Below are 22,839 nucleotides of genomic sequence, written 5' to 3' on the forward strand. Positions count from 1 at the left end.
ACGATGATCTTCAATCCGGAAATGGAAACGATGGCGCGCGGAGAGATGCAAAAACTGCAGTTGCAAAGGCTGCAGGAGGTCGTCAGGCGCTGCTATGAAAACGTGCCGTTTCACCGGCAGAATTTTGATCGGGCGGGCGTCAGGCCGGAGGACGTCCGCAGCCTGGAGGATTTGCAGCGGCTGCCGTTTATGAAAAAATCGGATTTGCGGGAAAATTACCCGTTTAAGCTGTTTGCGGTCGACATGAAAGAGGTCGTCCGCATCCACGGTTCCTCCGGCACCAAGGGCAAGCCGACGGTGGTCGGGTACACGAAAAAAGACATCGAAAACTGGGCGGAGGTGGTGGCCCGCGCAATTTGCTGCGCAGGCGGGCGGCCGGGCGACATTTTCCACAACGCCTACGGATACGGCCTGTTCACCGGCGGGCTCGGGCTGCACTATGGAATCGAATACCTGGGCGCAACGGCGGTGCCCGTTTCCGGCGGCAACACGCCCCGCCAAATCACGCTGATTCAGGATTTTCAGCCGCGCGGAATCGCCGGGACGCCTTCGTATATTCTCAATATTGTGGAAGAAATGGAACGGATGGGCTTGAATCCGCGGGAAACCAGCCTGGAATACGGGATTTTCGGCGCCGAACCGTGGTCGGAAGAAATGCGGGCGCAGCTGGAGGACAAGATGGGCATCAAGGCGGTCGACATTTACGGACTGAGCGAAGTGATCGGTCCGGGTGTGTCGATCGAGTGCCATGAGGCGCAAGACGGGCTGCATATCGCGGTAGACCATTTTTTGGCGGAGATTATCGATCCTGCCACCGGTGAAGCGCTTCCGTACGGGCAGGAAGGGGAACTGGTTTTCACTTCACTGACCAAAGAAGCGTTCCCGGTCATCCGCTACCGCACCGGCGATATCGCGTCTCTGAATCCGGAAACGTGCAAATGCGGGCGCACCACGATCCGCATGTCACGGATCAAGGGGCGCGTCGACGACATGTTAATCATCCGCGGGGTCAACGTATTCCCGACGGAAATCGAGTCGGTGCTGCTCAGCTTCAAACAGCTGGCCCCGCATTACCAGGTGGTGATCGACCGCGACGGCGCGCTGGACCGGTTTGAGGTGCATTGCGAACTGACGAACGAGTTCATGCGAGGCATTGACGATTTGGACAACAGCGAGAGCGTGGTCAACCTGCTGAAAGAGATCGGGCATATGATGAAAAATGCGCTCGGCGTCTCCGTGCAGCTGAAGCTGAACAAACCGAACACGCTCCCGCGCAGCGAAGGCAAAGCGGTACGGATCGTAGACTACCGGAACAAAGCGGGCGCTGTCAAATAAAACGGCAGCGGAAAGCGGGGGAGTCCGATGAACCAAAAATACATTCGGGTGTTACACGAGCCGCCGGTTGGCATCATTACGCTGCATCGGCCGGAGGTATTGAACGCGCTCAACCTGCAAATGGTGGACGAAATTGTGGAAGCGCTGGAACGCATGGACCGGGACGATTCGATCCGGGCGATCGTCCTCACCGGCAACGACAAAGCGTTTGCCGCCGGAGCCGACATTTCCGAAATGGCGGACGAAGCGGCGATTCCGATGCTTTTGAAAGACCAGTTTGCGGTCTGGGACCGCATCGCCAAAATCGCGACACCGCTGATTGCGGCGGTGAGCGGCTACGTGTTGGGCGGGGGCTGCGAGTTGATGATGAATTGCGACATGGTGATCGCCTCCGAAACGGCCCGCATCGGCCAGCCGGAAATTAGGCTCGGCGTGATGCCGGGGGCGGGCGGCACCCAGCGTTTGACGAAAGCGGTCGGCAAAGTGAAAGCGATGGAAATGCTGCTGACCGGGGAACCGATCACTGCCGATGAAGCGCTGCGGTACGGCATGGTGAACAAAGTGGTGCCGGTGGAACTGTACCTGCGGGAAGCGATCCGGCTGGCGCAAAAAATTGCAGAGCAGCCGCCGGTGGCCGTCCGGCTGATCAAGAAATCGGTGCTGAAAGCGCTGGACAATCCGTTGGACGAAGGCCTGGATTACGAGCGCAACTGCTTCTACCTGCTGTTTGCCAGCGAGGACAAGGCGGAAGGGATGCGGGCGTTCGCTGAAAAGCGAAAGCCGAATTTTACCGGACGGTAGGAGGGGATTGCGATGTATGAAACGATCTTGTATGAGGCGGCCGACGGAATCGCCAAAATTACGCTGAACCGCCCGGACAAATTCAATGCGTTCACCGAACAGATGCACCGGGAATTGATCGATGCCCTGAAGCGGGCCGGCAAGCAGGAAAATGTCCGCTGCATTGTGCTGACGGGCAATGGCAAAGCGTTTAACGCGGGGCAGGATCTGGGAGAGGTACAGGGAACGGAGATCGACTTCGGCGAGTTTTTGCGCAAACGCTACAATCCTCTGATCCTGCAAATGCGCAACACGGAAAAACCGGTGCTGGCGGCAGTCAACGGGGTGGCGGCCGGGGCCGGCATGAGCCTGGCGTTGGCCTGCGACATCCGGCTCGCCTCCGACAAAGCATCGTTTGCGAACGTATTCGTCAACATCGGATTGGTGCCGGATTCGGGAGGCTGTTATTTTCTGCCGCGAATCGTCGGCATCGGCAAAGCGCTGGAGCTGGCGTTCACCGGCGAAAAGGTATCGGCCGAGGAAGCGTACCGCATCGGTTTGGTCAACCGCATATTCCCGGCCGAGACATTTGCAACCGATGTGATGGAATATGCGGGCCGGTTGGCAAAGCTGCCGACCAAGGCGATCGGCCTGATCAAGCGCACGATGTACAAGGGACTTGCGTCGACGCTTGAGGAGACCCTTGAATATGAAGCGCTTGCACAGGAAATCGCCGGTTCCACAGAAGATCACAAGGAAGGTGTCGACGCCTTTTTTGCAAAACGGACTCCAGTATTTAAAGGAATATAGCGCAGAAAGAGGTGGAAACCGTGGCCGCGTATCAGATCGGCGTGATCGGGGCAGGCACGATGGGGGCCGGGATCGCCCTGGTTTGCGCGAGAAAAGGGCACCGCGTGCGGCTGCTCGACGCCAACCCGTCCGCGCTGGACAAGGCGCAGTCGTACCTGGCGTCCACCCTGTCGAAAGAGGTGGCCAAAGGCAGGCTGACGGAACAGGAAAAAGAGGAGATTTGCCAAGCGGTCGAACCGGTCCAGGAGATTCAGCGGCTGGCCAGCTGCGACATCGTGATCGAGGCGGTATCGGAGCGGCTGGATTTGAAAAAATCGATTTTCCGCACGCTCACCGAAATCTGCCGGCAGGACGCATTGCTCCTGACGAACACCTCTTCCCTGTCGGTGACCGAGATCGCTGGCGGGTTGGATCACCCTAAGCGGATTTTGGGCATGCATTTTTTCAATCCCGCTCCTGTCATGCCGCTGGTCGAGGTGATCCGGGGCAAACAGTCGGGCGAGCGGGAAGCGCAGCAGGTCTACGAATTTGCGAAGGAGCTCGGCAAAGTTCCGGTGTATGCCAATGATACGCCGGGGTTTATCGTCAACCGGGTGGCGCGCCCCTTCTATAACGAGGCGTTGCGGATTTTGCAGGACCGGATTGCGCCGGTGGAGACAATCGACCGCATCATGAAACAGGCGGGCGGGTTCAAAATGGGGCCGTTCGAGCTGCAGGACCTGATCGGGATCGATGTCAATTTTGCGGTGACCGAATCGGTGTACGAAAACTTTTTCCACGATGGCCGGTTCCGGCCCAGCCGCATTCAGCAACGGATGGTGCAAGCGGGAACGCTCGGCCGGAAGTCGGGGGAGGGGTACTATGAGTATGACAAATAAGACGGTGCTGCTGGTCGGTAAAAGCCCTCTTCACGATGAACTGAAAGAGCTGTTCGGGGAAAGCGGCTACCGGGTGGTGCCGGAACCGGTGCGGGAAGCGGCGGACGGCGTCCGCTTTGCCATCGAAGTGACCAATTACGATCTGGATCTGAAGCGGGCCACCATTGAAAAATTGGACTGCGAACTGCCGCCGGATGTGCCGATTCTGGCGACCTCCCTGGCGGTGACGGCGACCGAGGCGGCTTCCTGGGCGCGGTACCCCCAGCGGATCTGCGGTTTTGGCACGTTTGTACCGGTGGCGGAACGGGGCTTGCTGGAGATCGCTCCCGCTTTGCAGACAGCCCCTGCTGTCGTGGAACAGGCGGTCTGGCTGTTCGAATCGTTGGGCAAGGAGACGGCCGTCGTGGAGGATGAAGTGGGATTGGTGTTTCCGCGCATCCTTGCCTTGATTGTCAACGAAGCCGTATTTACCGTCATGGAAGGCACCGCCACACCGGAAGACATCGACATTGCGATGAAAAAAGGCACGAATTACCCGTATGGTCCCCTGGAATGGGCTGACCGGATCGGGCTGGACGAGGTGTATGCGGTGATTCGCGGCTTGCATCGGGATCTGGCGGAGGAACGCTACCGGCCCGCTCCGCTCTTGCGCAAGCTGGTGCTGGCTGGCCGGGTGGGCGTGCGCAGCGGACAGGGATTTTATTCGTATCAGCTGGCAGCGGCTGTCCGATAGGAGGGGGAAACTGTGAGAAAACCTGTGATTGTGGACGCGGTCCGGACGGCCATCGGCCGTTACGGCGGCGGTTTGAAAGACGTTCGCCCCGACGATCTGGGGGCGGTTGTGATTCGGAAACTGCTGGAACGGAACGCGTTGGATCCGGAACTGATCGATGATGTGGCGTTTGGCTGCGCCAACCAGGCCGGGGAGGACAACCGGAATGTGGCCAGAATGTCGGTGTTGTTGGCCGGGCTGCCGGTCTCGGTGCCGGGTGTCACGGTCAACCGTCTGTGCGGCTCCGGGCTGGAGGCGGTCAACCAGTGCGCCAATGCGATTGCAGCAGGCTGCGGGGACGTGTATATTGCCGGCGGCGTGGAAAGCATGACACGGGCGCCGTTCGTGATGGCAAAACCGGAAACCGGGTTTCCCCGCGGCAACATGGAGATGTACGACACCACGATTGGCTGGCGGTTTGTCAACAAAAAGCTGGCGGAAATGTACTACCCGTACAGCATGGGGGAAACGGCGGAAAACGTGGCCGAGCAATACGGTATCAGCCGCGAGGAGCAGGACCGGTTCGCATTGGCCAGCCAGCAAAAATACGCGAAAGCGTTGGCGGAAGGCAAGTTCAAGGATGAGATTGTGCCTGTGGAGATCCATGGCCGCAAAGGGGAGGTGGCGATTTTTCAGCAGGACGAACATCCCCGCCCCGATACGACACTCGAACAGCTGGCCAAGCTGAAACCGGCGTTCCGGCAAGGGGGAACGGTGACGGCGGGCAACTCTTCTGGCATCAATGACGGGGCGGCTGCTTTGCTGCTGATGGAACAGGCGACGGCCGAGCGGCTCGGCCTGAAACCGCGGGCCCGCATCGTCGCATCGGCGGTTGCCGGAGTGGATCCTTCCGTCATGGGAACCGGTCCCATCCCGGCCACCCGCAAGGTGTTGAAACTGGCCGGGCTGACGCTCGCGGACATCGACCTGATCGAGATCAACGAGGCGTTTGCCGCCCAAGTGTTGGCGTGTGTGCGGGAACTCGGCGTGGATCCGGAACGCTTGAACGTCAACGGCGGCGCCATTGCGCTCGGGCATCCGCTCGGATGCAGCGGCGCCCGGATTTTGACGACGCTTCTGTGCGAGATGGAACGGCGCGGCGCCCGTTACGGATTGGCCACCATGTGCATCGGAGTCGGCCAGGGAATCGCCACGATCATTGAACGGATCTGAAAGGGGGCGGCTGTCATCAAACCGGGGTTGCAGCCGGGCATCACAGAGGAATTCACGGTGACGGTGACGGAGGACATGCGGCCGTCTTTTAACGGCCAGGTCGTGCATGACGTGCTGTCAACGGTGACGATGATTTATTACATGGAATGGGCCGGACGCAAGATCATCCTTCCGTATTTGGAGGAGGGGGAAGAGGGAGCCGGTCTGGCGATCGACGTGAAACATGTCGGACCCGCCGTGCTCGGACAAAAGGTCACGTTCCGGGCGGTCTGCACGGAGGTCACGCCGAAGCGTGTGGTGTGCGAGGTGAGCGCCGAGACCGACCTGAATCTGGTGGGTAAAGGCACCTTCACGCAGGCGATCTTCCGGCAAAAGGACATGCTGCAGCGGATTCAGGAACTGGAAAATCGGGTCCGTGCACAGGTGAAACGATAGCGTTCGATTGTTCGATGTAACGGTTTCTGGCCACTCCGTTCTGCAACTGATATGGAATTTTTGCTATAATAATTCACTGTGTACAAGCAGTTGAACCACGGAGGAACGGAGTGAAAGAATGAAACCGCAATCGATGCTTTTCACAATATACGGTGAATATGTGCGCCGGTACGGTGGCGAAATCTGGGTGGGCAGCCTGACCCGCCTGCTCGGGGAGTTCGGGATGTCCGAGCAGGCGGTGCGGGTGGCCATTTCCCGGATGGTCAGTCAGGGGTGGCTGAAAGCCCGGAAGATCGGCAACCGCTCCTACTATTCCATGACCGCCCGCGGCAAAAAGCGGCTGAACGAGGCGGCCGCCCGCATCTACAAGGATCTGCCGGCAAAATGGGACGGCAAATGGTGTATTATCACCTACAACATTCCGGAAAAACGGCGGGGTATCCGCGACCAGCTGCGCAAGGAGCTGGGCTGGATGGGGTTTGGCATGCTTGCCAACAGCGTCTGGATCAGCCCGCACGATTTGGTGGAACGGGTCAAAGAGATCGCCGAAAATTACGAAATCACCGACTGCGTGGAAATTTTTACTGCCGACTACAAGGGGATTGACGATCCGCAACAATTGGTGGAAAAGTGTTGGAACCTGGATGAAATCAACCAGGCATACGCGGGGTTTATCGAACGATATCAGCCGCAATATGAGGAACTCAGACGGCAGGTCGAACGGTGCGAACCGATTTCCGACAGCGAGTGTTTTGTCAAAAAAACCGAGCTGGTGCACGAGTACCGCAAGTTTTTGTTTATCGACCCCAGTCTGCCGGATGAACTGCTGCCCGATTTTTGGGTGGGACGCGATGCCGACCGGTTGTTCCGGAATTACTACGCGCTGCTCGATCCGGGCGCCGTCCGTTTTTTCCTTAGCGTATTTGAAAGCGCGCCGGACAAGGAATAGTGGTTTTTCAATGGAGGCCCGGTCCAAGCGGACGGAGCCTTTTTTCATGTAACGAAAAAATCCGAAAAATCCTATTGATCGTTATATTACAATATGATACTATTACGTTAGATAAACGTTATACGATTATTTGGTGATGAAAGCACGGGGAGGAGGAGCATTGATGGGCAGCCAAGCGGCTATCAATCGGCACGCGGATTACGACCGGTTGCAGAAGTTTCTGGAACGGATCGACCGGGGGGAAAAAATAGAGGCGGACGATTGGATGCCGGACGATTACCGGCACCAGTTGATCAAATTGATCGCGATGCACGCCGTCAGCGAGATCATGGGCGCGCTCCCGGAAAAAGAGTGGGTGCCGAAAGCGCCAACCCTGCACCGGAAACTGGCGATCATGGCAAAGGTACAGGACGAAGTGGGGCATGGCCAGCTGCTGCTGCGGGTGGCAGAGGATCTCGCGGCGCCGCTCGGCAAAACGCGGGAGGATCTGTTGAACGACCTGTTCAGCGGGTCGCTGAAATTCCACAACGTGTTTCATATGTCGGCACCGACGTGGGCGGACGCCGGGATTATCGGCTGGCTGGTGGACGGAGCGGCGATCATCACGCAAACCATGTCGCTCGATTCGTCCTATGCGCCATACGCCCGTGCGCTGCTGCGGATCACCGCCGAGGAAAAATTCCACATGCAGCACGGCGAAAGCGTGATTCTGGCGCTGGCGGAAGGAACCAAGCAGCAGCGGCAGATGCTGCAGGAAGCGCTCAATCGCTGGTGGCAGGCACTGCTGATGTTTTTCGGTCCGCCGGAAAACGGCAAGATCTCGAGCAACCAGCAAATCAACATGCGATACAAGATTCGCACACAGACGAACGAGGAGTTGAGGCAGGCGTTTTTCACCAAATATGTACCGCACATTCGCCATATCGGCCTGACGATTCCGGACGAAACGATGCATTATGACGAGGCGGCCGGCGTGTGGCATTACCAGCAGCCTGATTGGGACGAATTCAAACGGATCGTCAGCGGCCACGGACCGAAATCGCGGGAACGACTGCTGCTCAGAAAAATGTCGTATGAAGATGCGAAATGGGTACGGGACGCACTGCTGATTCACCAACGCTCGGCCAGTTAGGAGGGATTCGCATGGCGGGACAGACTGATCCAACCAAAGATTTTGCGGTGTTTGAAGTGTTCAGCCAGAAAAATTCGAAGAGCCCCTTCGTGCACCAGTTCAGCCTGCTGGCGCCCAATCACGAAATGGCGATGGCGATGGCGCGGGAAAATTTCCTGCGGCGCGATTCGTGTGTGAACCTGTGGGTGGTCAAACGGGATGACATTTACGTCCTGCCGCCGGAAGAACGAGAATCGCTCGAGCGGATGGACAACAAGGACTACCGGGAGACGAAGGGCTACGCCGAGTTGCAAAGAAGATGGCGCTATCATAGGGAGCAGTACGAAAAAAACGCTGCGACCAAGAGTTAGACGGGGGTGGGAACATGACCGGGTTGCAGAAAGTAGTGGATGCGGGGCAAGCGATGGCGAATCCCGCCTACAAAGCTGCTCTTGTGGAACTGTTGTACCTGTTGGCCGACGATGACTTTATACTCGGCTACCGCGGTTCCGAGTGGTTGGGGTTGGCTCCCCATATCGAGGAGGATGTGTCGTTTTCCTCGATCTCCCAGGACATGATGGGACACGCGGTGGCATTTTTCGACATGCTGGAAGCGCTGGGGGAAGGGAAAGCGGACGATCTGGCGCAATTGCGGCAGCCGGAAGCGTTCCGCAATGCGATTCTGGTGGAGCGGGCCAACGGATCGGGCACGTATCTGGAAAATCCTCAGTTTGACTGGGCCTATACAGTTGTCCGGTTTTATCTGTACAGCCTGTTTAAACAGGTGCGGTTGGAATCGTTGGCAAACTCCTCGTATCTGCCGTTGACTCAGTTGGCGCGCAAAATGATGCCGGAGTTGAAGTACCACCTGCACCACTGGTCGGTCTGGATGAAACAGTTGGCCACCAGTACGGAGGAAGCGCGCAAGCGTCTGGTGGCTGCGCTGCAACAGGCGTGGTCTGATCTGGGCGATTTGTTTGACCTTGGTCCGAAAGCGGAGGAAATCGTCGGGCACGGCCTGATCGAGGGAAGCGAACTGCTGGCGCAGCGTTGGCAGGAACGGGCGAAAAAAAGCCTGGAGGCCTACCGGTTACCGTGGCTGGGAAAGCCGCAGCCGCCGGAGCTGAACGGCCGCGCCGGACAACATACGGAAGAACTACAACAGGCTGTGGCCACTCTGTCCGAAGTGTACCGGTTGGACCCGGCGGCCAATTGGTAAGAGGAGGATTCCGATGAACACGCATGTTGAGGCGATCGAGCAAGCGGTGTGGAACGGGCTGCAGGAAGTCACCGACCCGGAAATTCCCTGCATCAGCGTGGTGGAGATGGGGATGATCCACCGCGTGGAAGTCGAAGGGGGCGATGTGCAGATCGAGGTGACTCCCACTTTCATCGGCTGTCCCGCCGTGAAAATTATCGAACGGTCGATCGTTGAGCGGGTGTCGGCGATTCCCGGCGTCAAGCGGGCACAGGTGAAGTTTGTGTTTGAACCTACCTGGACGTCGGACCGTATCAGCGAAACCGGCCGTGAAAAATTGCGGCAGTTCGGAATCACGCCGCCGCCCCGCCGACCGCAGGACGATTGGGAGATCACCTGCCCGTTCTGCGGTTCCGCCGACACCACGCTGGACAATCTATTCGGCCCTGCGGCTTGCCGCAGCATTGCGTACTGCAGAACCTGCAAAAATCCGTTTGAAGCATTGAAACCGATTTTTTAGAGAGGGGAAATCTTCGGTGCTGAAAGAATCGTACCAACTTTTGATCAACGGGCAACATTGCGACAGCAACACGGGCGAAACGTTTGTCACATACAATCCGGCGACCGGTGAGCCATTGGCGAAAATCGCGTCGGCCAGCAAGGAAGATGTCGACCGCGCGGTGGCGGCCGCCCGGGCAGCGCTTGAGACGGGCAAATGGAGCCGCTATCCGGCGTCGCGGCGCGGCCAGATTCTGAACCGGATCGCGCAGATCATGCGGGAGCGGTTTGACAAGCTGGTGGAACTGGAAGTGCTGAACAGCGGGAAAGCGCTTTCGGCTGCGAAAGGGCAAGTGATGCAGGCGATCGAGGATTTCGAATTTTATGCCGGCGCCACCACCACCCTCAGCGGGGAAACGATTCCGGTGCCGAACGGATTTTTCAACTATACGCTGCGCGAGCCGGTTGGTGTTTGTGCCCAAATCATTCCGTGGAACTATCCGATGATGATGGCCGCATGGAAAATCGCTCCGGCTCTGGCGGCAGGGTGTACCGTCGTGTTGAAACCGGCCAGCCTAACGCCGATCACCGCGCTGGTGCTGGGGGACATCTGCCTGGAAGCGGGTGTGCCGGAAGGGGTCGTCAACGTGATCACCGGCAGCGGCGCGACGATCGGTTCCTACCTGGCGCAGCACCCGGGCGTCGACAAGGTGGCGTTTACCGGCGAGACCACCACCGGCAAGGATATTATGCGCCGGGCGTCCGAAACGTTGAAACGGGTGACGCTGGAACTGGGCGGCAAATCGCCGAACATTGTGTTTGACGACGCGGATCTGGACGCGGCGGTGGACGGGTCGCTGTTCGGAATTTTCTACAACACGGGTCAATCTTGTGAAGCGAGATCCCGCCTGTTTGTGCACGAACGGATTTACAGCCAGTTCGTCGAACGGTTTGTGGAAAAAGCGAAAAAGCTGCGGGTCGGCGATCCGTTCGATCCGAATACGCATGTGGGTGCGGTGATTTCGGCGAAGCAGGAAGAAGTGATCGACGGCTATGTGAAGCTGGGGCTGCAGGAAGGAGCGACGCTCTTGTACGGCGGAAAGCGGCCGGAAGGCGAGGCGTTCAGCAAAGGCCACTGGTACATGCCAACGATTCTCGCGGATGTCACGAATGACATGCGGGTGGCCCAGGAGGAGATTTTCGGGCCGGTTGTGGTGATCATCAAATTCTCGGACGAGAAAGATGTGATCCGGCAGGCGAACGATACAATCTACGGTCTGGCCGCCGCGATCTGGACGAAAGACTTCGCCAAGGCGCACCGGGTGGCGGCTGCCGTCAAGGCCGGCATCGTCATGCTTAACTCGCCGTTCTCCGCGTTCCCTGGCCTGCCGTTCGGCGGCTACAAGCAATCCGGTTACGGACGGGAACTTGCGTTGGAAACCCTCAACCTGTACACGGAAACGAAAAGCGTCCTCTCGTACATCGGGGAAAAACCGCTCAATCCGTTTGGCGTGTGAAACGGGCGAGCAGAAACAACAGTAAAGCAAGGACCAAAGGCACCAGCCATTCTGGCTACCAGCAGAATGGCTGGTTTTTTTCTGTGCAAATTTGTAGTAACACAGATGTTTACTTATCCATACTGTTATAGTACAATATCCACAAGAACATTCAGATAACGGGAGGCGGTTCGCATGTCAATCGCGGAATTCTACGGGTGGACCTATCGACCCCTGACGGCCATCCCACAGGTGACGGCACAATGCAGCGTATGCGGGGAGCAGATGTATGACCAGCGGGAAGCGGTAATGTACGAATGTGAACGCTGCATGAATGACCGGGCGGAATAGCAGGAAGGCTGGCGGGCTTATGTACGCGGACAAAGACCGACACGGAAGGTGCCGGTCTTTGTCTGGCTTATTGAGCTTCCGCTTCTTTTTTGGCTTCCGCAAACAGCCGGGTTAATGTTTGATAGGTTTTTGGAAATTCGGCCTGATAACGCAGAAACGCGGGAATCGGATAGCGGACCCCGCCTTTGTGGGTTCCATCCAGGCCGTAGACCAACTCTTCCGCGTCCCGAAACAGAAAGCTGAACGCCATTTCGGTGTCTTGCGTTTGGGCAAACAGCCGGTCCCCGTAGCACGGCAAGATGACCTGCGGCTGTCCCGTTTTCAACGGTTTGATCGCAATGTCCGCGCAGTCGGCTCGGCTGGAAAAAGTGGACGGGATCGAGCCGCCCCGCTTGTACAGCATGCCGGCCGTCAGCCGCATGACCTGGGCGGAATTGCCGTAAACGACCACCACGTCCGGGTCAAACGGAGCCCGTTCCAACGGGAACGCCACATAAAAGCCGCTTTCCTCCTGTGAGAACTTCGGAACATCCTGCTCGGTCAGCGCCCCTGCTTCCAATGTTTCCGTATACATGCCGCACACGAGGTTCCCTTCCGTGTAATACGGCAGTTCCGGTTCATAGCCAAACGCGACTTGCGCAATCGGGCAGGACAGGTCTTCCCCGTTCATTGCGATCGTCCAGCCGTAGCGGCGGGCGAATCCCACCGCCTGGCAGATGGTGATCTGTATCCCCAGATCTCGCTGCGGCCGTTTCACTTTCGGCGGCAGGTCGTGCGGCTGTTTGACGATTTTGATGCCGACCGGAAACGTGTCCGGCCGGATATGCTTCTGAATCGTTTCGTTCAGTTGCTGGGCGTTCATGCCGATTCCCCCTTGCTTACCAAGTCTTCAGGGCAGAAGCCCCCGCCGTCAGGCGTAGGGGCTACCGCAAATTGGAAACGGACGTCCGGCCGGTCGTTTGCACCGTGGCGATCATCACACCGGCGATAATCAAGCACCCGCCGATGAAAAAATTCCAATGCAGCCGCTCATCCAGCAGCAACCAGCCCAAAAGCGTGCCGACCACCGGCTGGAAGAAAAAGTACAGGGAGCCAATCCCGGCATCCATCAGTTCCATGCCCTTGTTCCAGAGCAGGAACGCGCCCGCCGTGGAGACGATGCCGAGATACAGGATGCCTGCACCAATCAGCGGATCGAGCAGCACCGCCACCCCCGGTTTGCCGCTTTCCAACAGCATGGCGGGCGTTGTGAAAAAAACGGCGAACAGCAAAGCGTAGGTGGTAACCGTCAGGGCCGGATACCTGGCCATTGCCCGTTTGGCAAACACGGACAAGAGCGCCCATGTGACCGCCGCCACGACCAGGCAGATGTTTCCCGGCAAACTGCCTTCGTTTCCACCGTTCCAACCGATTACGGCGATCACACCGGCGGTGGACAGCACGAGCGAGACGCATTTGCGCAGCGTAATCGGTTCGTTCAACAGCCACCGCGCAAACAGCAGAATGAAAGCGGGCGATGCGGATGTCAGCAGGGCGCCCGTGTGGGCATCCGACAGCTTGGTTCCGACAAATTGGGCGCCCACCGACACAAAATAGCCGACAAATCCGATCCACGCCATCAGCAGCCAATCCCGCTTTTCGATCCGGTACCTGCCGGTTTTCCACAGGATCGCCGACAGTACCAGAACGGCGATCACATAGCGAAGCCAAAGCAACGTAAACGGCGGAACCGATTGCAGCACATACTTGCTCACCACATACATGCCGCCCCAGATACTGGCGGCCAGAGCCAAACACACCGCTCCCAGAATCGAATGTTTCATCAACAAGCCCTCCGTTCTTGAGCTGGGATTCAGACATGGATCCCCAAGACGGAGGATGCAAACGCGTTCACCCCCGTCCCAGGTCAGGGATGAACGGGCTGATCGTTTTCAAACAGGGTCAGATACATGCCGGATCGCTCCTTTCGAAAAGAAGTTACAGATTACTTTCAATTCTCGATATGCAAAACCCTGCTGGCCGATTCCGCAAAATCTGCGCATGCACCCCATTTTTCCAATACTGACGACCGCCATACCCCCATATAATTTGGCAATGGAACGAACGAATTTAATAGAAGAAGGAATATTTTGAAAGAAGGGGTTTCCGTGCAATCCGACTTCCTGGCACTTTTCCTGCTTGCAGCTACAGTTGCTTGTGGAATGATCGTCATCGCGCGTCATGCCCTGCAGACAGAAGAGATGGACAGGCAATAATCGGTTGATAAATGATCCTCGGCTGCCGGCCGGGGTTTTTTCTGTTTTGCGGCGCTCCTGTGCAAGCGTGGTGAAGCAGGGCTCTCCTTTATGCTAGAATGGGGGAAAACAGAACGAGAGGACAGTCTGTCATGCAAATGCTGTCGGTGAACATCGTGCGGGCCGGCTATCCGGACAGACGGGATCTGCTGCAAAATATCCGGTTTTCCGTCGGTTCAGGCGAGCTGGTGGGGCTGATCGGACCGAACGGGGCTGGAAAGAGCACCACGATCAGGGCGATACTGGGACTGTTGAAAGAAATGGATGGGACGGTCTCGTTTACGGGGCCCAACCGGAGTTATGCCTACATTCCGGAACGGCCGGTGCTGTACGAGAGGCTCACTTTGTGGGAGCACCTTGAACTGGTGGCTGCGGCGCATGAAATGGAAAGCAGTGATTTTGCGGAAAAAGCGGAGCAACTGCTGGGCCGGTTCCGGCTACAGGATGTGCGGCATCACTTTCCGGCCAGCTTTTCAAAAGGCATGCAGCAGAAAATCATGTTGATCATTGGCTTTCTGCTGCAACCGGATGTGTATATTGTGGATGAACCGTTTATCGGGCTAGATCCGCGGGCGACAAAAGAATTTTTGCAACTGCTGGACGAGGAACGAAAACGCGGAGCGGCTGTCCTGATGTCGACGCACGTACTGGACACGGCGGAGCGAATCTGCGACGCTTTTCTGCTGCTTGCGGACGGGCGGGTGGTGGCGCAGGGCAATCTCGAACAAATCAGGGAACGGTGCGGAATGTCGGGCGGTTCGCTGTTTGATTGCTTCGACCGCTTGCTGGAGGGGGCGGAATGCTGACGGCCGGTCGATTGTTCCGGCAGCGCCTCCGTGCCGAGTGGGCGTTTCACTACCAGGTCTGGAAACTGGCTGTCGATTGGACCGTAGCGCTGTACGTGCTCCTGCCGCTCGCGGCGTTTTGTGTCTATCAGTATGCGACGTGGTGGGAGTCGCTGCCGCGGTGGACGGAACGGGTGCCTGTTCAGGCGGTGGCGGGTCTTTTGTTCCTGTTCGCCTGGTCCGGCACCATCCGGTTGTTTCTGGAAGAGGCGGATCAACTGTTTTTGTTGCAGCGGACCGCATGGGTGAGCACGCTTGTCAGACGGGGAATCGCATATTCCCTGCTCGTGCAACTGTTCGGCACGCTGTTCGTTTTTACCGGATTGGCGCCGTTCCTGTTGTTCCGTTACAAACTGTCACTGTTGCAGGCCGCTGTTTGGGCGTTGTTGGCCTGGTTGGTGAAGGCTGATCTGGCGTTTCTGAAACAGTTTTTGTCCGTTCGGTACCGTTCCTGGCGTCGTACCGTTTGGCTGGGTCTCCTGTTTGGTGCGGGAGCCGCGCTGTTTGCCGGCGGGAGCTGGTTGCTGCTGCGGGATCCTTTGGTTCCGGTCGGGATCTGTGTGGGGCTGGGCTTGCTGCTCGCCTACCTGGTGAACAAGCGGGTCGCGTTCAAAGGCAGTTTCTATGCCGATGTGGCCCGCGAACGGGAGGCGAGGCTGAAATATGCCGCGTTGCTGTTTCGCACGTCCGGCATCACGCAACATACTCCCTGGGACCAGCGCAAAAAGCCGATTTTGTTCCGGAGCTCGAAACCTCTGTTTCGGCGGCGAACGGCAGTCAACCAATTGACGGAAGCTGTAATCAAGTCGGTGCTGCGCAACCGGATTCACTTGTGGAATTACGGGCGCATGCTCAGCCTGTTTTTGTTTGGGAGTTTGCTTGTTCCTTCAGGAGGCAGGTGGCTGGTGGGGGCAGGATTGGCCCTGCTGCTGGCGTTTTGGGCGAAAAGCCTGTGGGAGGAGGCGGAAGCGCATCCCTATTTGCGGTTATTTCCGTGGAAACCGCAAGATCGATGGCACGCCGCCAGGAAGTCGATTTTGCTGCTGACCCTGCCGGGAGTGGTGCTGCTTGGGATGGTAGCGGGGTTTCATGCTTTTTCCTGGCCGGGAGTCGTGGGAGCAATCCCGTTCGCCGGTTTGGCCAGCTATCTGGCGGCAAATATCGCGCTGTTGTCAGTACGGCTTGGGGACAGACAATGATGTTGTATTTCCCAGGCAACAAAATTGGAGCCGATTCGACGGAATCGGCGCGGATGCTTGGAACGGATTGGGTGGTGCAAACCGGTCTCCTACAAAATGCGCTGGAACGGGCGATTGGGTATACTAGAATGAGTGCAGGACATGGAAGCTGGCCCTGTGCAGGTTTCCAATCACGCAAGACCTGCTGTGTCTTGCTGCGGCACACACGGATGTACGAGTAGACGCCGCAGGGATGGTGTTTTGAGCGGAGTTTTTCCGATTGGATGAACCAGTCGGTGTAGGATGGTGATCGGGTGGAAGTGGTTCTTGTTACTACCGTGATCGGAGCGGTGATCGGGTTTGGCACCAATTTGCTGGCGATTGTCATGCTGTTTCGCCCGTGGACCGAATGGCGCCTATTTGGTGTTCGGGTGCCGCTGACCCCGGGGCTGATTCCGAAGCGGCAACCGGAAATCGCCGATAAACTTGGCGAAGTGGTGGAACAGCATCTGCTGACTGACGAAGGGATCGTAGCGTCGCTCAGCCGACCGGATTGGATCGAGGAGATGCGCTCCCGCATTCTGAACTGGCTGGAGACCATCCTGGCGCAAGATCGCACGGTTCGCGCATTGCTGGTCCGTGTCACCGGCAAGACAGCAGATGAACTTACCGAGCAAGCGGAAAAATGGGCCCGGGCAGCCTGCGAAGCGAATGTGCTGCCGCTGATCGGATCGAAGCGGATGCGCGAGCTGATTCCCACAGCGTTGCGGGAACGCATCGGCGAACGGATCGACCGGTTGGCGGGAATGCTGCTGGAAAAGGGAAAACAGTGGGTGGACTCGCCTGACATGCGGCAATTTATGGCCTTGACGATTCAAGAACGGCTGCTCGCGGGCGGGATGCTGGGCCGCATGGCGGTCATGTTCGTGCAGGAGGACAAGCTGGTCGACGAGATCCTTCCCCACCTGAAAAAATGGCTGGCAAGCCCCGACACGTTGCGGTTTGTGCAAGACAAGCTGCAGGCGGAGTGGCAATTTTTGTTGGACCGGAATGCAGGCGAGGTGCTGCAGGAGTTTGCCGGTCAACGGGAGTTGGGAACGGCGCCGCAATTCGATTTGTGTTCCGGGGTCATCGCCGGTTCGGTCCGGTACTTGACCGAGTGCATTCTCGATTGGGACGTGTATGAACAGTTTCAAAAACAACGACTGGGGGCAGTGGACTTCCTCGACCGTTGCCTAGGGCGCCTGCAGCAGTCTTCGGTGCAATGGGTGGGGCCGATTTTGCGGTCGCTTGGGATTCGCCGGATTGTCGAACGGCAGGTGGCCAGTTTTCCCATCCCTAAACTGGAAAAACTGGTCGTGGATGTGGTCAACAAAGAACTGAAAATGATCACCTGGCTGGGTGCGCTGCTCGGTGGACTAATCGGCTTGATTCAGGCATTATTGATAGTGAAGTGGCACTGAATACCAAAACCGAGGGAGGCGATTCAAAATGAGGCTTACCTATCACGGCCACTCCTGTTTCCTGGCGGAAGCGGGAGGCAAATCGGTGATCATCGACCCGTTCCTGACCGGCAATCCGACGGCGGTGGCCAAGCCGGAAGAGATCCAAGTCGACGCGGTGTTGGTGACGCACGGACATTCGGACCACCTGGGGGACTCGATTGAGATTGCGAAACGCAACAACGCACCGATCATTGCTCCCTTCGAATTGGCGATGTATTGCAGCCAAAAAGGAGCGCCTGTGCATCCGATGCACCTGGGCGGCGCCCATCAGTTCGAGTTTGGCCGCGTCAAGCTGACGATCGCGTTCCACGGATCGGCTGTCGTTGCGGAAGAGGAAGGGATCGTCTACACCGGCAATCCTTGCGGATTTTTGCTGACAATGCAGGGAAAAACGTTCTATCATGCGGGGGATACGGCGCTGTTCGGAGACATGAGGCTGATCGGCGAGTTCGCCAAAATCGACGTAGCCGCCCTGCCGATCGGGGACAACTTCACCATGGGTCTGGATGATGCGGTAATCGCCGCCAAGTGGGTAGGCGCCAAGAAAGTGATCCCCATGCATTACAGCACGTTCCCGTTGATCGAGCAGGATGCTGCCGCATTTGCCGCCCGCCTGCAACCGGCCGGCATTGAAGGTGTGGTGTTAAAAGCGGGAGAATCGATCGAGGTGTAACGATATTTTTCTAGTATGGAAGGGTCCAGCGCCTGGTATCAATGCGCACCGGGCGCTTCTGTTTTTGCTACAAAAGCGGCCGCCTTCTGTTTTAGGGTGTCTGAATCGCTTGCAACGTCTCGGAGAACCGTTTGATGCCTTCGATGATGGCCGATCCGGTTTGTCCCGCATACGTTAACCGGACAAAACCGGGCCCCGCCCCAAATACGCTGCCCGGCATAAACAAGACCCCGTTTTCGATCCCCGCTTCCAATAGTTCCGCATCCGGGATTGCACGCCGCAACCTGCACCAAACATGATAGCTTCCCTCCGGCACCGTCCAATTGGCTTGTTCCCTCACATATTGCTGCAATGCTGCAAGCATCACGTCCCGGCGGACTGAAAGCTGCTCCCGGATTTGCCGCAGATGCTTTTCCCATTCTCCGGAAGACAAATACAGTTGGACCAGTTTCTGCACGATCACGCTGGTCCCAAAATCCATCTGCTGTTTGGCGTCCGCCAACCGGTCCGTGACGGAGCGAGGGCCGACGATCCAGCCGGTACGCAGTCCGGGAGCCGCCGTTTTCGACAAACTGCCGATGTAGATGACCGAACTTCCGCCTTGATTCAGCGTTATCAACGGCGGAGGCGGAGCCGGCGCTCCGGGCAGCGTGAGAGACGCATAGGCGTCATCCTCGACAATCGGCAGCCGCAACTCTTCGCAGATCTGCAGCAACCGCTTGCGCCTTGCCAGCGACAGGGTGGTTCCCGTCGGATTCTGGTAGGTGGGATTGGTGAACACCATGCGGATTTTGTGTTTCTGGTAAAGGTTCATCACTTCGTCCGGCTTGAGTCCCTGCTCATCGAGCGGGATGCGGAACAGCCGCAAGCCTGCCGAAATGAACAAAGGCAACGAATAGGCGTAGGAAGGCCCTTCCATCGCGATTGCGTCTCCCGGCCGCAGAATGCATTGGGTGAGCAGATGCAGGGCTTGTTGGGCGCCGGATACGATCAAAATTTGCTCGCAGTCCACCTCGATCCCATAGTGCCGCTTGAGATGGGCTGATAATGTGCGCCGCAACGATTCGTCCCCTTTTGGATCCGGATAACTGAGCGATCCGGTGAGCGACCGGTCGGCCAGCAAGCTGGCCAAAGTTTCTGCAGGCAGCAAATCGGGGGACAATTGCCCTCTCGCTAAACTGATGATCCGGGGATCGGCGCTGGCCTCCCGAATCCGCCTGACAAGCGGCAGTGTGGGCAAGAAGGAGCCGCCGTTGGTGTACTCGTGCCAGTTGGGCAGGCGTTTTGGCGACACTCCCCAAAGATCGTCGCTTACTCTGGTGCCGCTGCCTTGCACCGATTGGACAAGACCGGAGGCGCGAAGCTCCTCATAAGCTGCGGCAACGGTACTGCGATTGACGCCAAGCTCCTCCGACAGCTTCCGCTCGGGTGGGAGCGGGGCGCCGGGGGGCAATTTTCCCGTGCGGATCTGATTTTCAAAGTAGCGGGCAATCTGCCGGAAAATCGGCTCCCGGCTGCTCCGGTCGACACGGCAATGCATAGGCTGCACCTCTTTCTTACTCTTAACGATACACAAATTGGCTGGCGAACGAAACCTCCAATTGGCTGGGGAAAAACTGCAGATTGCCGTTTATGATGGTGTCGATACCGGCAAGAATTGGGGGGAGAACATGAGGGAGCGATGGAATCAAGATACGGTCGGGTTCCTGTACGGGTTCCTCGGAGTGGTCGGGTTCAGCCTGACGCTACCTGTCACCCGGCTGGCGGTTGAATCGTTCAGTCCGACTCTGGTTGCGCTCGGTCGGGCATTGGCTGCGGCCGTGCTGGCAGCGGCTAGTTTGTGGATCCGACGGGAAAAATGGCCGTCCTGGCAGCAAATCAAGAGTCTCGCGATCGTCGCGTTGGGCGTGATTGTCGGTTTCCCCCTGCTGTCCGCCTGGGCAATGGAGCGGTTGCCCGCTTCGCACGGGGCGGTCGTCTTGGCTTTACTGCCTTTGGTCACGGCAGGGGCCGCCGCATTGAGGGCCGGAGAGTATCCGTCCCGCCGCTTTTGGTTCGCCAGCGTGGCTGGCAGCCTGACTGTGCTTGGGTATGCGTTCAGCAGGGGGCTCGGGACTTTGCAACAGGCTGATCTCGCGTTACTGGGGGCGGTGGTGGCGGCAGCGATCGGATACGCCGAAGGCGGCAAACTGTCCCGCGAGCTTGGCGGCTGGCAAGTGATCGCCTGGGCGCTGGTGCTGACGGCTCCGTTTTTGGTGTGGCCGGTTGCCGCATCCGTCACGCCGGATGTACGGACCGCTCCTCCGATCGCTTGGGTGAGCTTTGCGTATCTTAGTCTCGGCAGCCAATTTGCCGCATTTGTGGCTTGGTATACCAGACTCGGGATCGGCGGTGTGGCGCGAGTCAGCCAACTGCAGTATCTGCAGCCGTTTTTGACGATTCTTTGGGCCGCCTGGTTGCTTGGCGAAGCGATCACACCCGTCACCATCGTGGCCTGTCTCATCGTGGTGATCGTTGTAGCACTGGCGAGAAACGCAGCGGTCGCCCGCAAGCCGCTGGGAAAATTCAACACTAAGAGCTGAGTCTTCTTTCGCGTGGGGTTGTTATCGGGGAACAATTCGGTATCCGGAAAGAGGGAGGGACAGATGGAAACAAAGGCAGATTTTTGGGCAAACGGCGAGTTCGTCATTTCAACCGACAAATTGTATCTGGATGAGGAGTTGATCTGGCATTTTTTAAGCCGGGAATCGTACTGGCCGAAAGGAATCCCGCAAGAGCTGGTGAAAAAATCGATTGCCAACAGCCCTCTTTGTTTTGGCCTCTACGTGAGGAATCCGCAGGCGGGGGAAAGTACCCAAAGGGCACAAGTCGCGTCACGGCAGCAAAGCTGCCGGATCGCGCTATGAGGGGAGGTTGTCGGCATGTATGTTCCGAAACCGTTTGAAGTAAATGACCGGGGCAAACTGATCGATTTTATCCGGGAGCACAGTTTCGGCATCTTGTTCTCGGCGGCGGATGGAAAGCCGTTTGCGACGCATCTCCCCTTTTTGTATCAGGCAGACGCGGACGGCGACGGCCTCCTGGTCGGCCATCTGGCGAAGGCGAATCCGCATTGGAAATCGATTCACGACCAGGAAGTGCTGGTCGTGTTTCACGGTCCGCACGCGTATATTTCCCCTACTTGGTATGGAGAACCCAACACGGTTCCCACATGGAACTATGTAGCCGTTCACGTGTACGGCACGTTTGGTTTGGTGCAGGACAAGGGCAGCCTGAAACAAATTTTGACCGATTCGATGCGGTTTTATGAGCCGTCGTTGGCGCTTGCCGACCGATTGGACGAACCGCATCTGGAGAGTATGATGCAAGCGATTGTCGGATTTAAAATTCGGATCCACAAAATCGAGGGCAAATGGAAACTGAACCAAAACCATTCGATAGAACGCCAGCGGCGGGTGATTGAGGCGCTCAAGCAAACGGAGGATCCGCACGCAAAAGAAATCGCCCGTTTGATGGAACTGAATTTGCCAATCGCTTAGGAACTGCCGGGAACCGAAGGGGAACGGGGGACAGGGGGAAAATCAAGCCGGGATGATTTTTGCATCACATGGAAAATGATGGTGATCTATGGTATCATGGAACAAATTACAATGGAAAAACTGGGCGGACAGAAAGAATATATCATGTGCGTGCCGATTGCGAACCTTTACATTTTAACGTTACATTTTTTGGTGGATCTGGAATACAAACAGGAGTACGACGAGCAAGTGATCATCCGGGCGATCTATCACAAAAACAAGCAGCTGTTCGATCTCTTCAACTTCTATCTGGAAAAGGGTGAGGAACATGAAGCACAAACCGAATGAACAAACGTTTCGAACGGATTCGGCGGAACAGCTTCGGCCGCGTAACCCGGAAAAAGTCAGCCGCGGAAAGCGTCCTCCACTGTTCGGCCCGTCCGTATTGAAATCGAAAGGTGCGATCCGGGAAGTGGCCCGAATGAAAATCCAGTTTGACAAACCACGCATGGTATAAAGTAACCAACAAAACAGCCGGCTTTTCGCGAGCCGGCTATGAGGTCATCGACGATCTACTCCGCGTTCCTCATCAATGCTTGGTGACCAGATTGATCATCATCCGAGCCATATTGTGTTTCTGATCCGGGTTGGCGTCCCACAATTGCTTGAGCAGACGCTCTTGCGGATTTTCCGGGTCCACCTTGTTGGCCAGGAACTCCCCCATTTTGACAGCGACTTCTTCGATTTGTTCATTGGTTAAGCCGGCCGCTCTCGCCTGTTCGACGCGGTCACCGAGAAATTCTTTCCAACGGTCAAAATTGTCCAGGACTGACATGCGAAAAAATCCCTCCTGCACTGAGATTTTGGGAAGATTACGTGAGTACTATTCCACGCAGCCAGGAAATCTATGCATTGTCACAGATACGTAAACACCACGTAACCTGCCTGTAACATATGGGCAATATAATGACATCATCGACATAACCCCCTTTCTATATCAGTGGCTGCGGCCACCTTTTTTTTGATCATGGACGATCAAC

The 22,839-nt window shown here is 57.3% G+C and carries 28 protein-coding genes; 24 read left to right on the plus strand and 4 right to left on the minus strand.

From position 1 onward, the window contains the following. The first annotated feature begins 3 nt into the window (after window positions 1–3). The 14 genes from paaK to C230_RS22990 all read left to right on the plus strand — a co-directional run bounded on the left by paaK (window position 4) and on the right by C230_RS22990 (window position 11,786). Window positions 4–1,335, plus strand: a complete 1,332-nt coding sequence (gene paaK, locus C230_RS0110405; protein WP_018131976.1) for a phenylacetate--CoA ligase PaaK — start codon at window positions 4–6, stop codon at window positions 1,333–1,335. Between the two features lie 27 nt (window positions 1,336–1,362). Continuing rightward, window positions 1,363–2,136 carry an enoyl-CoA hydratase gene (locus tag C230_RS0110410; RefSeq protein ID WP_018131977.1) on the plus strand — a complete coding sequence of 258 codons (774 nt, stop codon included), beginning with the start codon at window positions 1,363–1,365 and terminating at the stop codon, window positions 2,134–2,136. 12 nt (window positions 2,137–2,148) lie between these two features. Next, window positions 2,149–2,925, plus strand: coding sequence for an enoyl-CoA hydratase-related protein (locus tag C230_RS0110415; protein WP_018131978.1), 777 nt, complete (start codon window positions 2,149–2,151; stop codon window positions 2,923–2,925). A gap of 59 nt (window positions 2,926–2,984) precedes the next feature. Further along, window positions 2,985–3,803 carry a 3-hydroxyacyl-CoA dehydrogenase NAD-binding domain-containing protein gene (locus C230_RS0110420; RefSeq protein WP_407635578.1) on the plus strand — a complete coding sequence of 273 codons (819 nt, stop codon included), beginning with the start codon at window positions 2,985–2,987 and terminating at the stop codon, window positions 3,801–3,803. Beyond that, the gene (locus C230_RS0110425; protein ID WP_026174258.1) at window positions 3,787–4,536 is read left to right on the plus strand and encodes a 3-hydroxyacyl-CoA dehydrogenase family protein; all 750 of its coding nucleotides are present in this window, start codon (window positions 3,787–3,789) and stop codon (window positions 4,534–4,536) included. Before C230_RS0110420 ends, C230_RS0110425 begins: the two co-directional genes overlap by 17 nt. A 12-nt stretch (window positions 4,537–4,548) precedes the next feature. Beyond that, on the plus strand, window positions 4,549–5,748 hold the full coding sequence (pcaF, locus tag C230_RS0110430; RefSeq protein WP_018131981.1) for a 3-oxoadipyl-CoA thiolase: 1,200 nt from the start codon (window positions 4,549–4,551) through the stop codon (window positions 5,746–5,748). A gap of 15 nt (window positions 5,749–5,763) precedes the next feature. Next, the gene (locus C230_RS0110435) at window positions 5,764–6,183 is read left to right on the plus strand and encodes a thioesterase family protein (RefSeq protein ID WP_026174259.1); all 420 of its coding nucleotides are present in this window, start codon (window positions 5,764–5,766) and stop codon (window positions 6,181–6,183) included. A 118-nt stretch (window positions 6,184–6,301) separates the two neighbouring features. Then, window positions 6,302–7,132 (plus strand): phenylacetic acid degradation operon negative regulatory protein PaaX, encoded by an 831-nt coding sequence (paaX, locus tag C230_RS0110440; RefSeq protein ID WP_018131983.1) that lies wholly within the window; start codon window positions 6,302–6,304, stop codon window positions 7,130–7,132. 163 nt (window positions 7,133–7,295) lie between these two features. Further along, window positions 7,296–8,264, plus strand: a complete 969-nt coding sequence (paaA, locus tag C230_RS0110445; protein ID WP_018131984.1) for a 1,2-phenylacetyl-CoA epoxidase subunit PaaA — start codon at window positions 7,296–7,298, stop codon at window positions 8,262–8,264. A gap of 11 nt (window positions 8,265–8,275) precedes the next feature. Continuing rightward, on the plus strand, window positions 8,276–8,614 hold the full coding sequence (gene paaB, locus C230_RS0110450; RefSeq protein WP_018131985.1) for a 1,2-phenylacetyl-CoA epoxidase subunit PaaB: 339 nt from the start codon (window positions 8,276–8,278) through the stop codon (window positions 8,612–8,614). Window positions 8,615–8,628: 14 nt separating this feature from the next. Continuing rightward, window positions 8,629–9,462, plus strand: coding sequence for a 1,2-phenylacetyl-CoA epoxidase subunit PaaC (gene paaC, locus C230_RS0110455; protein WP_018131986.1), 834 nt, complete (start codon window positions 8,629–8,631; stop codon window positions 9,460–9,462). A 13-nt stretch (window positions 9,463–9,475) separates the two neighbouring features. Beyond that, complete coding sequence (gene paaD / locus C230_RS0110460) at window positions 9,476–9,961, plus strand: 1,2-phenylacetyl-CoA epoxidase subunit PaaD (RefSeq protein ID WP_018131987.1); 486 nt, start codon at window positions 9,476–9,478, stop codon at window positions 9,959–9,961. A gap of 16 nt (window positions 9,962–9,977) precedes the next feature. Beyond that, complete coding sequence (locus C230_RS0110465; RefSeq protein WP_018131988.1) at window positions 9,978–11,456, plus strand: aldehyde dehydrogenase family protein; 1,479 nt, start codon at window positions 9,978–9,980, stop codon at window positions 11,454–11,456. 174 nt (window positions 11,457–11,630) lie between these two features. Further along, window positions 11,631–11,786 (plus strand): hypothetical protein, encoded by a 156-nt coding sequence (locus C230_RS22990; RefSeq protein ID WP_018131989.1) that lies wholly within the window; start codon window positions 11,631–11,633, stop codon window positions 11,784–11,786. A gap of 67 nt (window positions 11,787–11,853) precedes the next feature. Here the strand turns inward: C230_RS22990 and C230_RS0110475 are convergent, their stop codons facing one another. Beyond that, window positions 11,854–12,648 (minus strand): DUF169 domain-containing protein, encoded by a 795-nt coding sequence (locus C230_RS0110475; RefSeq protein WP_018131990.1) that lies wholly within the window; start codon window positions 12,646–12,648, stop codon window positions 11,854–11,856. Between the two features lie 61 nt (window positions 12,649–12,709). After that, window positions 12,710–13,609, minus strand: a complete 900-nt coding sequence (locus C230_RS0110480; RefSeq protein ID WP_018131991.1) for a DMT family transporter — start codon at window positions 13,607–13,609, stop codon at window positions 12,710–12,712. A gap of 306 nt (window positions 13,610–13,915) precedes the next feature. Between C230_RS0110480 and C230_RS23605 the strand changes: the two genes are divergently transcribed. The 5 genes from C230_RS23605 to C230_RS0110505 all read left to right on the plus strand — a co-directional run bounded on the left by C230_RS23605 (window position 13,916) and on the right by C230_RS0110505 (window position 18,281). Continuing rightward, a complete protein-coding gene (locus tag C230_RS23605; RefSeq protein ID WP_018131992.1) occupies window positions 13,916–14,041 on the plus strand; it encodes a hypothetical protein in 126 nt (41 codons plus the stop codon). Between the two features lie 131 nt (window positions 14,042–14,172). Beyond that, a complete protein-coding gene (locus C230_RS0110490) occupies window positions 14,173–14,886 on the plus strand; it encodes an ABC transporter ATP-binding protein (protein WP_018131993.1) in 714 nt (237 codons plus the stop codon). Next, on the plus strand, window positions 14,880–16,124 hold the full coding sequence (locus C230_RS0110495) for an ABC transporter permease (protein WP_018131994.1): 1,245 nt from the start codon (window positions 14,880–14,882) through the stop codon (window positions 16,122–16,124). The genes C230_RS0110490 and C230_RS0110495 overlap by 7 nt, the downstream gene beginning before the upstream one ends. Window positions 16,125–16,417: 293 nt before the next feature. Further along, the gene (locus tag C230_RS0110500) at window positions 16,418–17,566 is read left to right on the plus strand and encodes a DUF445 family protein (protein WP_018131995.1); all 1,149 of its coding nucleotides are present in this window, start codon (window positions 16,418–16,420) and stop codon (window positions 17,564–17,566) included. Between the two features lie 28 nt (window positions 17,567–17,594). Continuing rightward, window positions 17,595–18,281: a metal-dependent hydrolase gene (locus C230_RS0110505; protein ID WP_018131996.1), complete on the plus strand. Its 687-nt coding sequence runs from the start codon at window positions 17,595–17,597 to the stop codon at window positions 18,279–18,281. 91 nt (window positions 18,282–18,372) lie between these two features. Here C230_RS0110505 and C230_RS0110510 read toward each other — a convergent pair whose 3' ends face one another. After that, a complete protein-coding gene (locus C230_RS0110510) occupies window positions 18,373–19,821 on the minus strand; it encodes an aminotransferase-like domain-containing protein (RefSeq protein ID WP_018131997.1) in 1,449 nt (482 codons plus the stop codon). A gap of 130 nt (window positions 19,822–19,951) precedes the next feature. Between C230_RS0110510 and C230_RS0110515 the strand changes: the two genes are divergently transcribed. The 5 genes from C230_RS0110515 to C230_RS0110535 all read left to right on the plus strand — a co-directional run bounded on the left by C230_RS0110515 (window position 19,952) and on the right by C230_RS0110535 (window position 22,316). Further along, window positions 19,952–20,863 (plus strand): DMT family transporter, encoded by a 912-nt coding sequence (locus C230_RS0110515; RefSeq protein WP_026174261.1) that lies wholly within the window; start codon window positions 19,952–19,954, stop codon window positions 20,861–20,863. A 63-nt stretch (window positions 20,864–20,926) separates the two neighbouring features. Next, entirely contained in the window at window positions 20,927–21,187 is a 261-nt protein-coding gene (locus tag C230_RS20105) for a hypothetical protein (RefSeq protein WP_018131999.1), read from the plus strand. Window positions 21,188–21,202: 15 nt separating this feature from the next. Further along, window positions 21,203–21,820, plus strand: coding sequence for an FMN-binding negative transcriptional regulator (locus C230_RS0110525; RefSeq protein WP_018132000.1), 618 nt, complete (start codon window positions 21,203–21,205; stop codon window positions 21,818–21,820). A gap of 96 nt (window positions 21,821–21,916) precedes the next feature. Next, window positions 21,917–22,147, plus strand: coding sequence for a hypothetical protein (locus C230_RS0110530; protein ID WP_156807426.1), 231 nt, complete (start codon window positions 21,917–21,919; stop codon window positions 22,145–22,147). Further along, window positions 22,128–22,316: a hypothetical protein gene (locus tag C230_RS0110535; RefSeq protein ID WP_018132002.1), complete on the plus strand. Its 189-nt coding sequence runs from the start codon at window positions 22,128–22,130 to the stop codon at window positions 22,314–22,316. The genes C230_RS0110530 and C230_RS0110535 overlap by 20 nt, the downstream gene beginning before the upstream one ends. 72 nt (window positions 22,317–22,388) lie before the next feature. Here the strand turns inward: C230_RS0110535 and C230_RS0110540 are convergent, their stop codons facing one another. Beyond that, a complete protein-coding gene (locus tag C230_RS0110540; RefSeq protein ID WP_018132003.1) occupies window positions 22,389–22,634 on the minus strand; it encodes a DUF3243 domain-containing protein in 246 nt (81 codons plus the stop codon). Between the last annotated feature and the right edge of the window lie 205 nt (window positions 22,635–22,839).

Source organism: Effusibacillus pohliae DSM 22757 (assembly GCF_000376225.1).
GTDB lineage: Bacteria > Bacillota > Bacilli > Tumebacillales > Effusibacillaceae > Effusibacillus > Effusibacillus pohliae.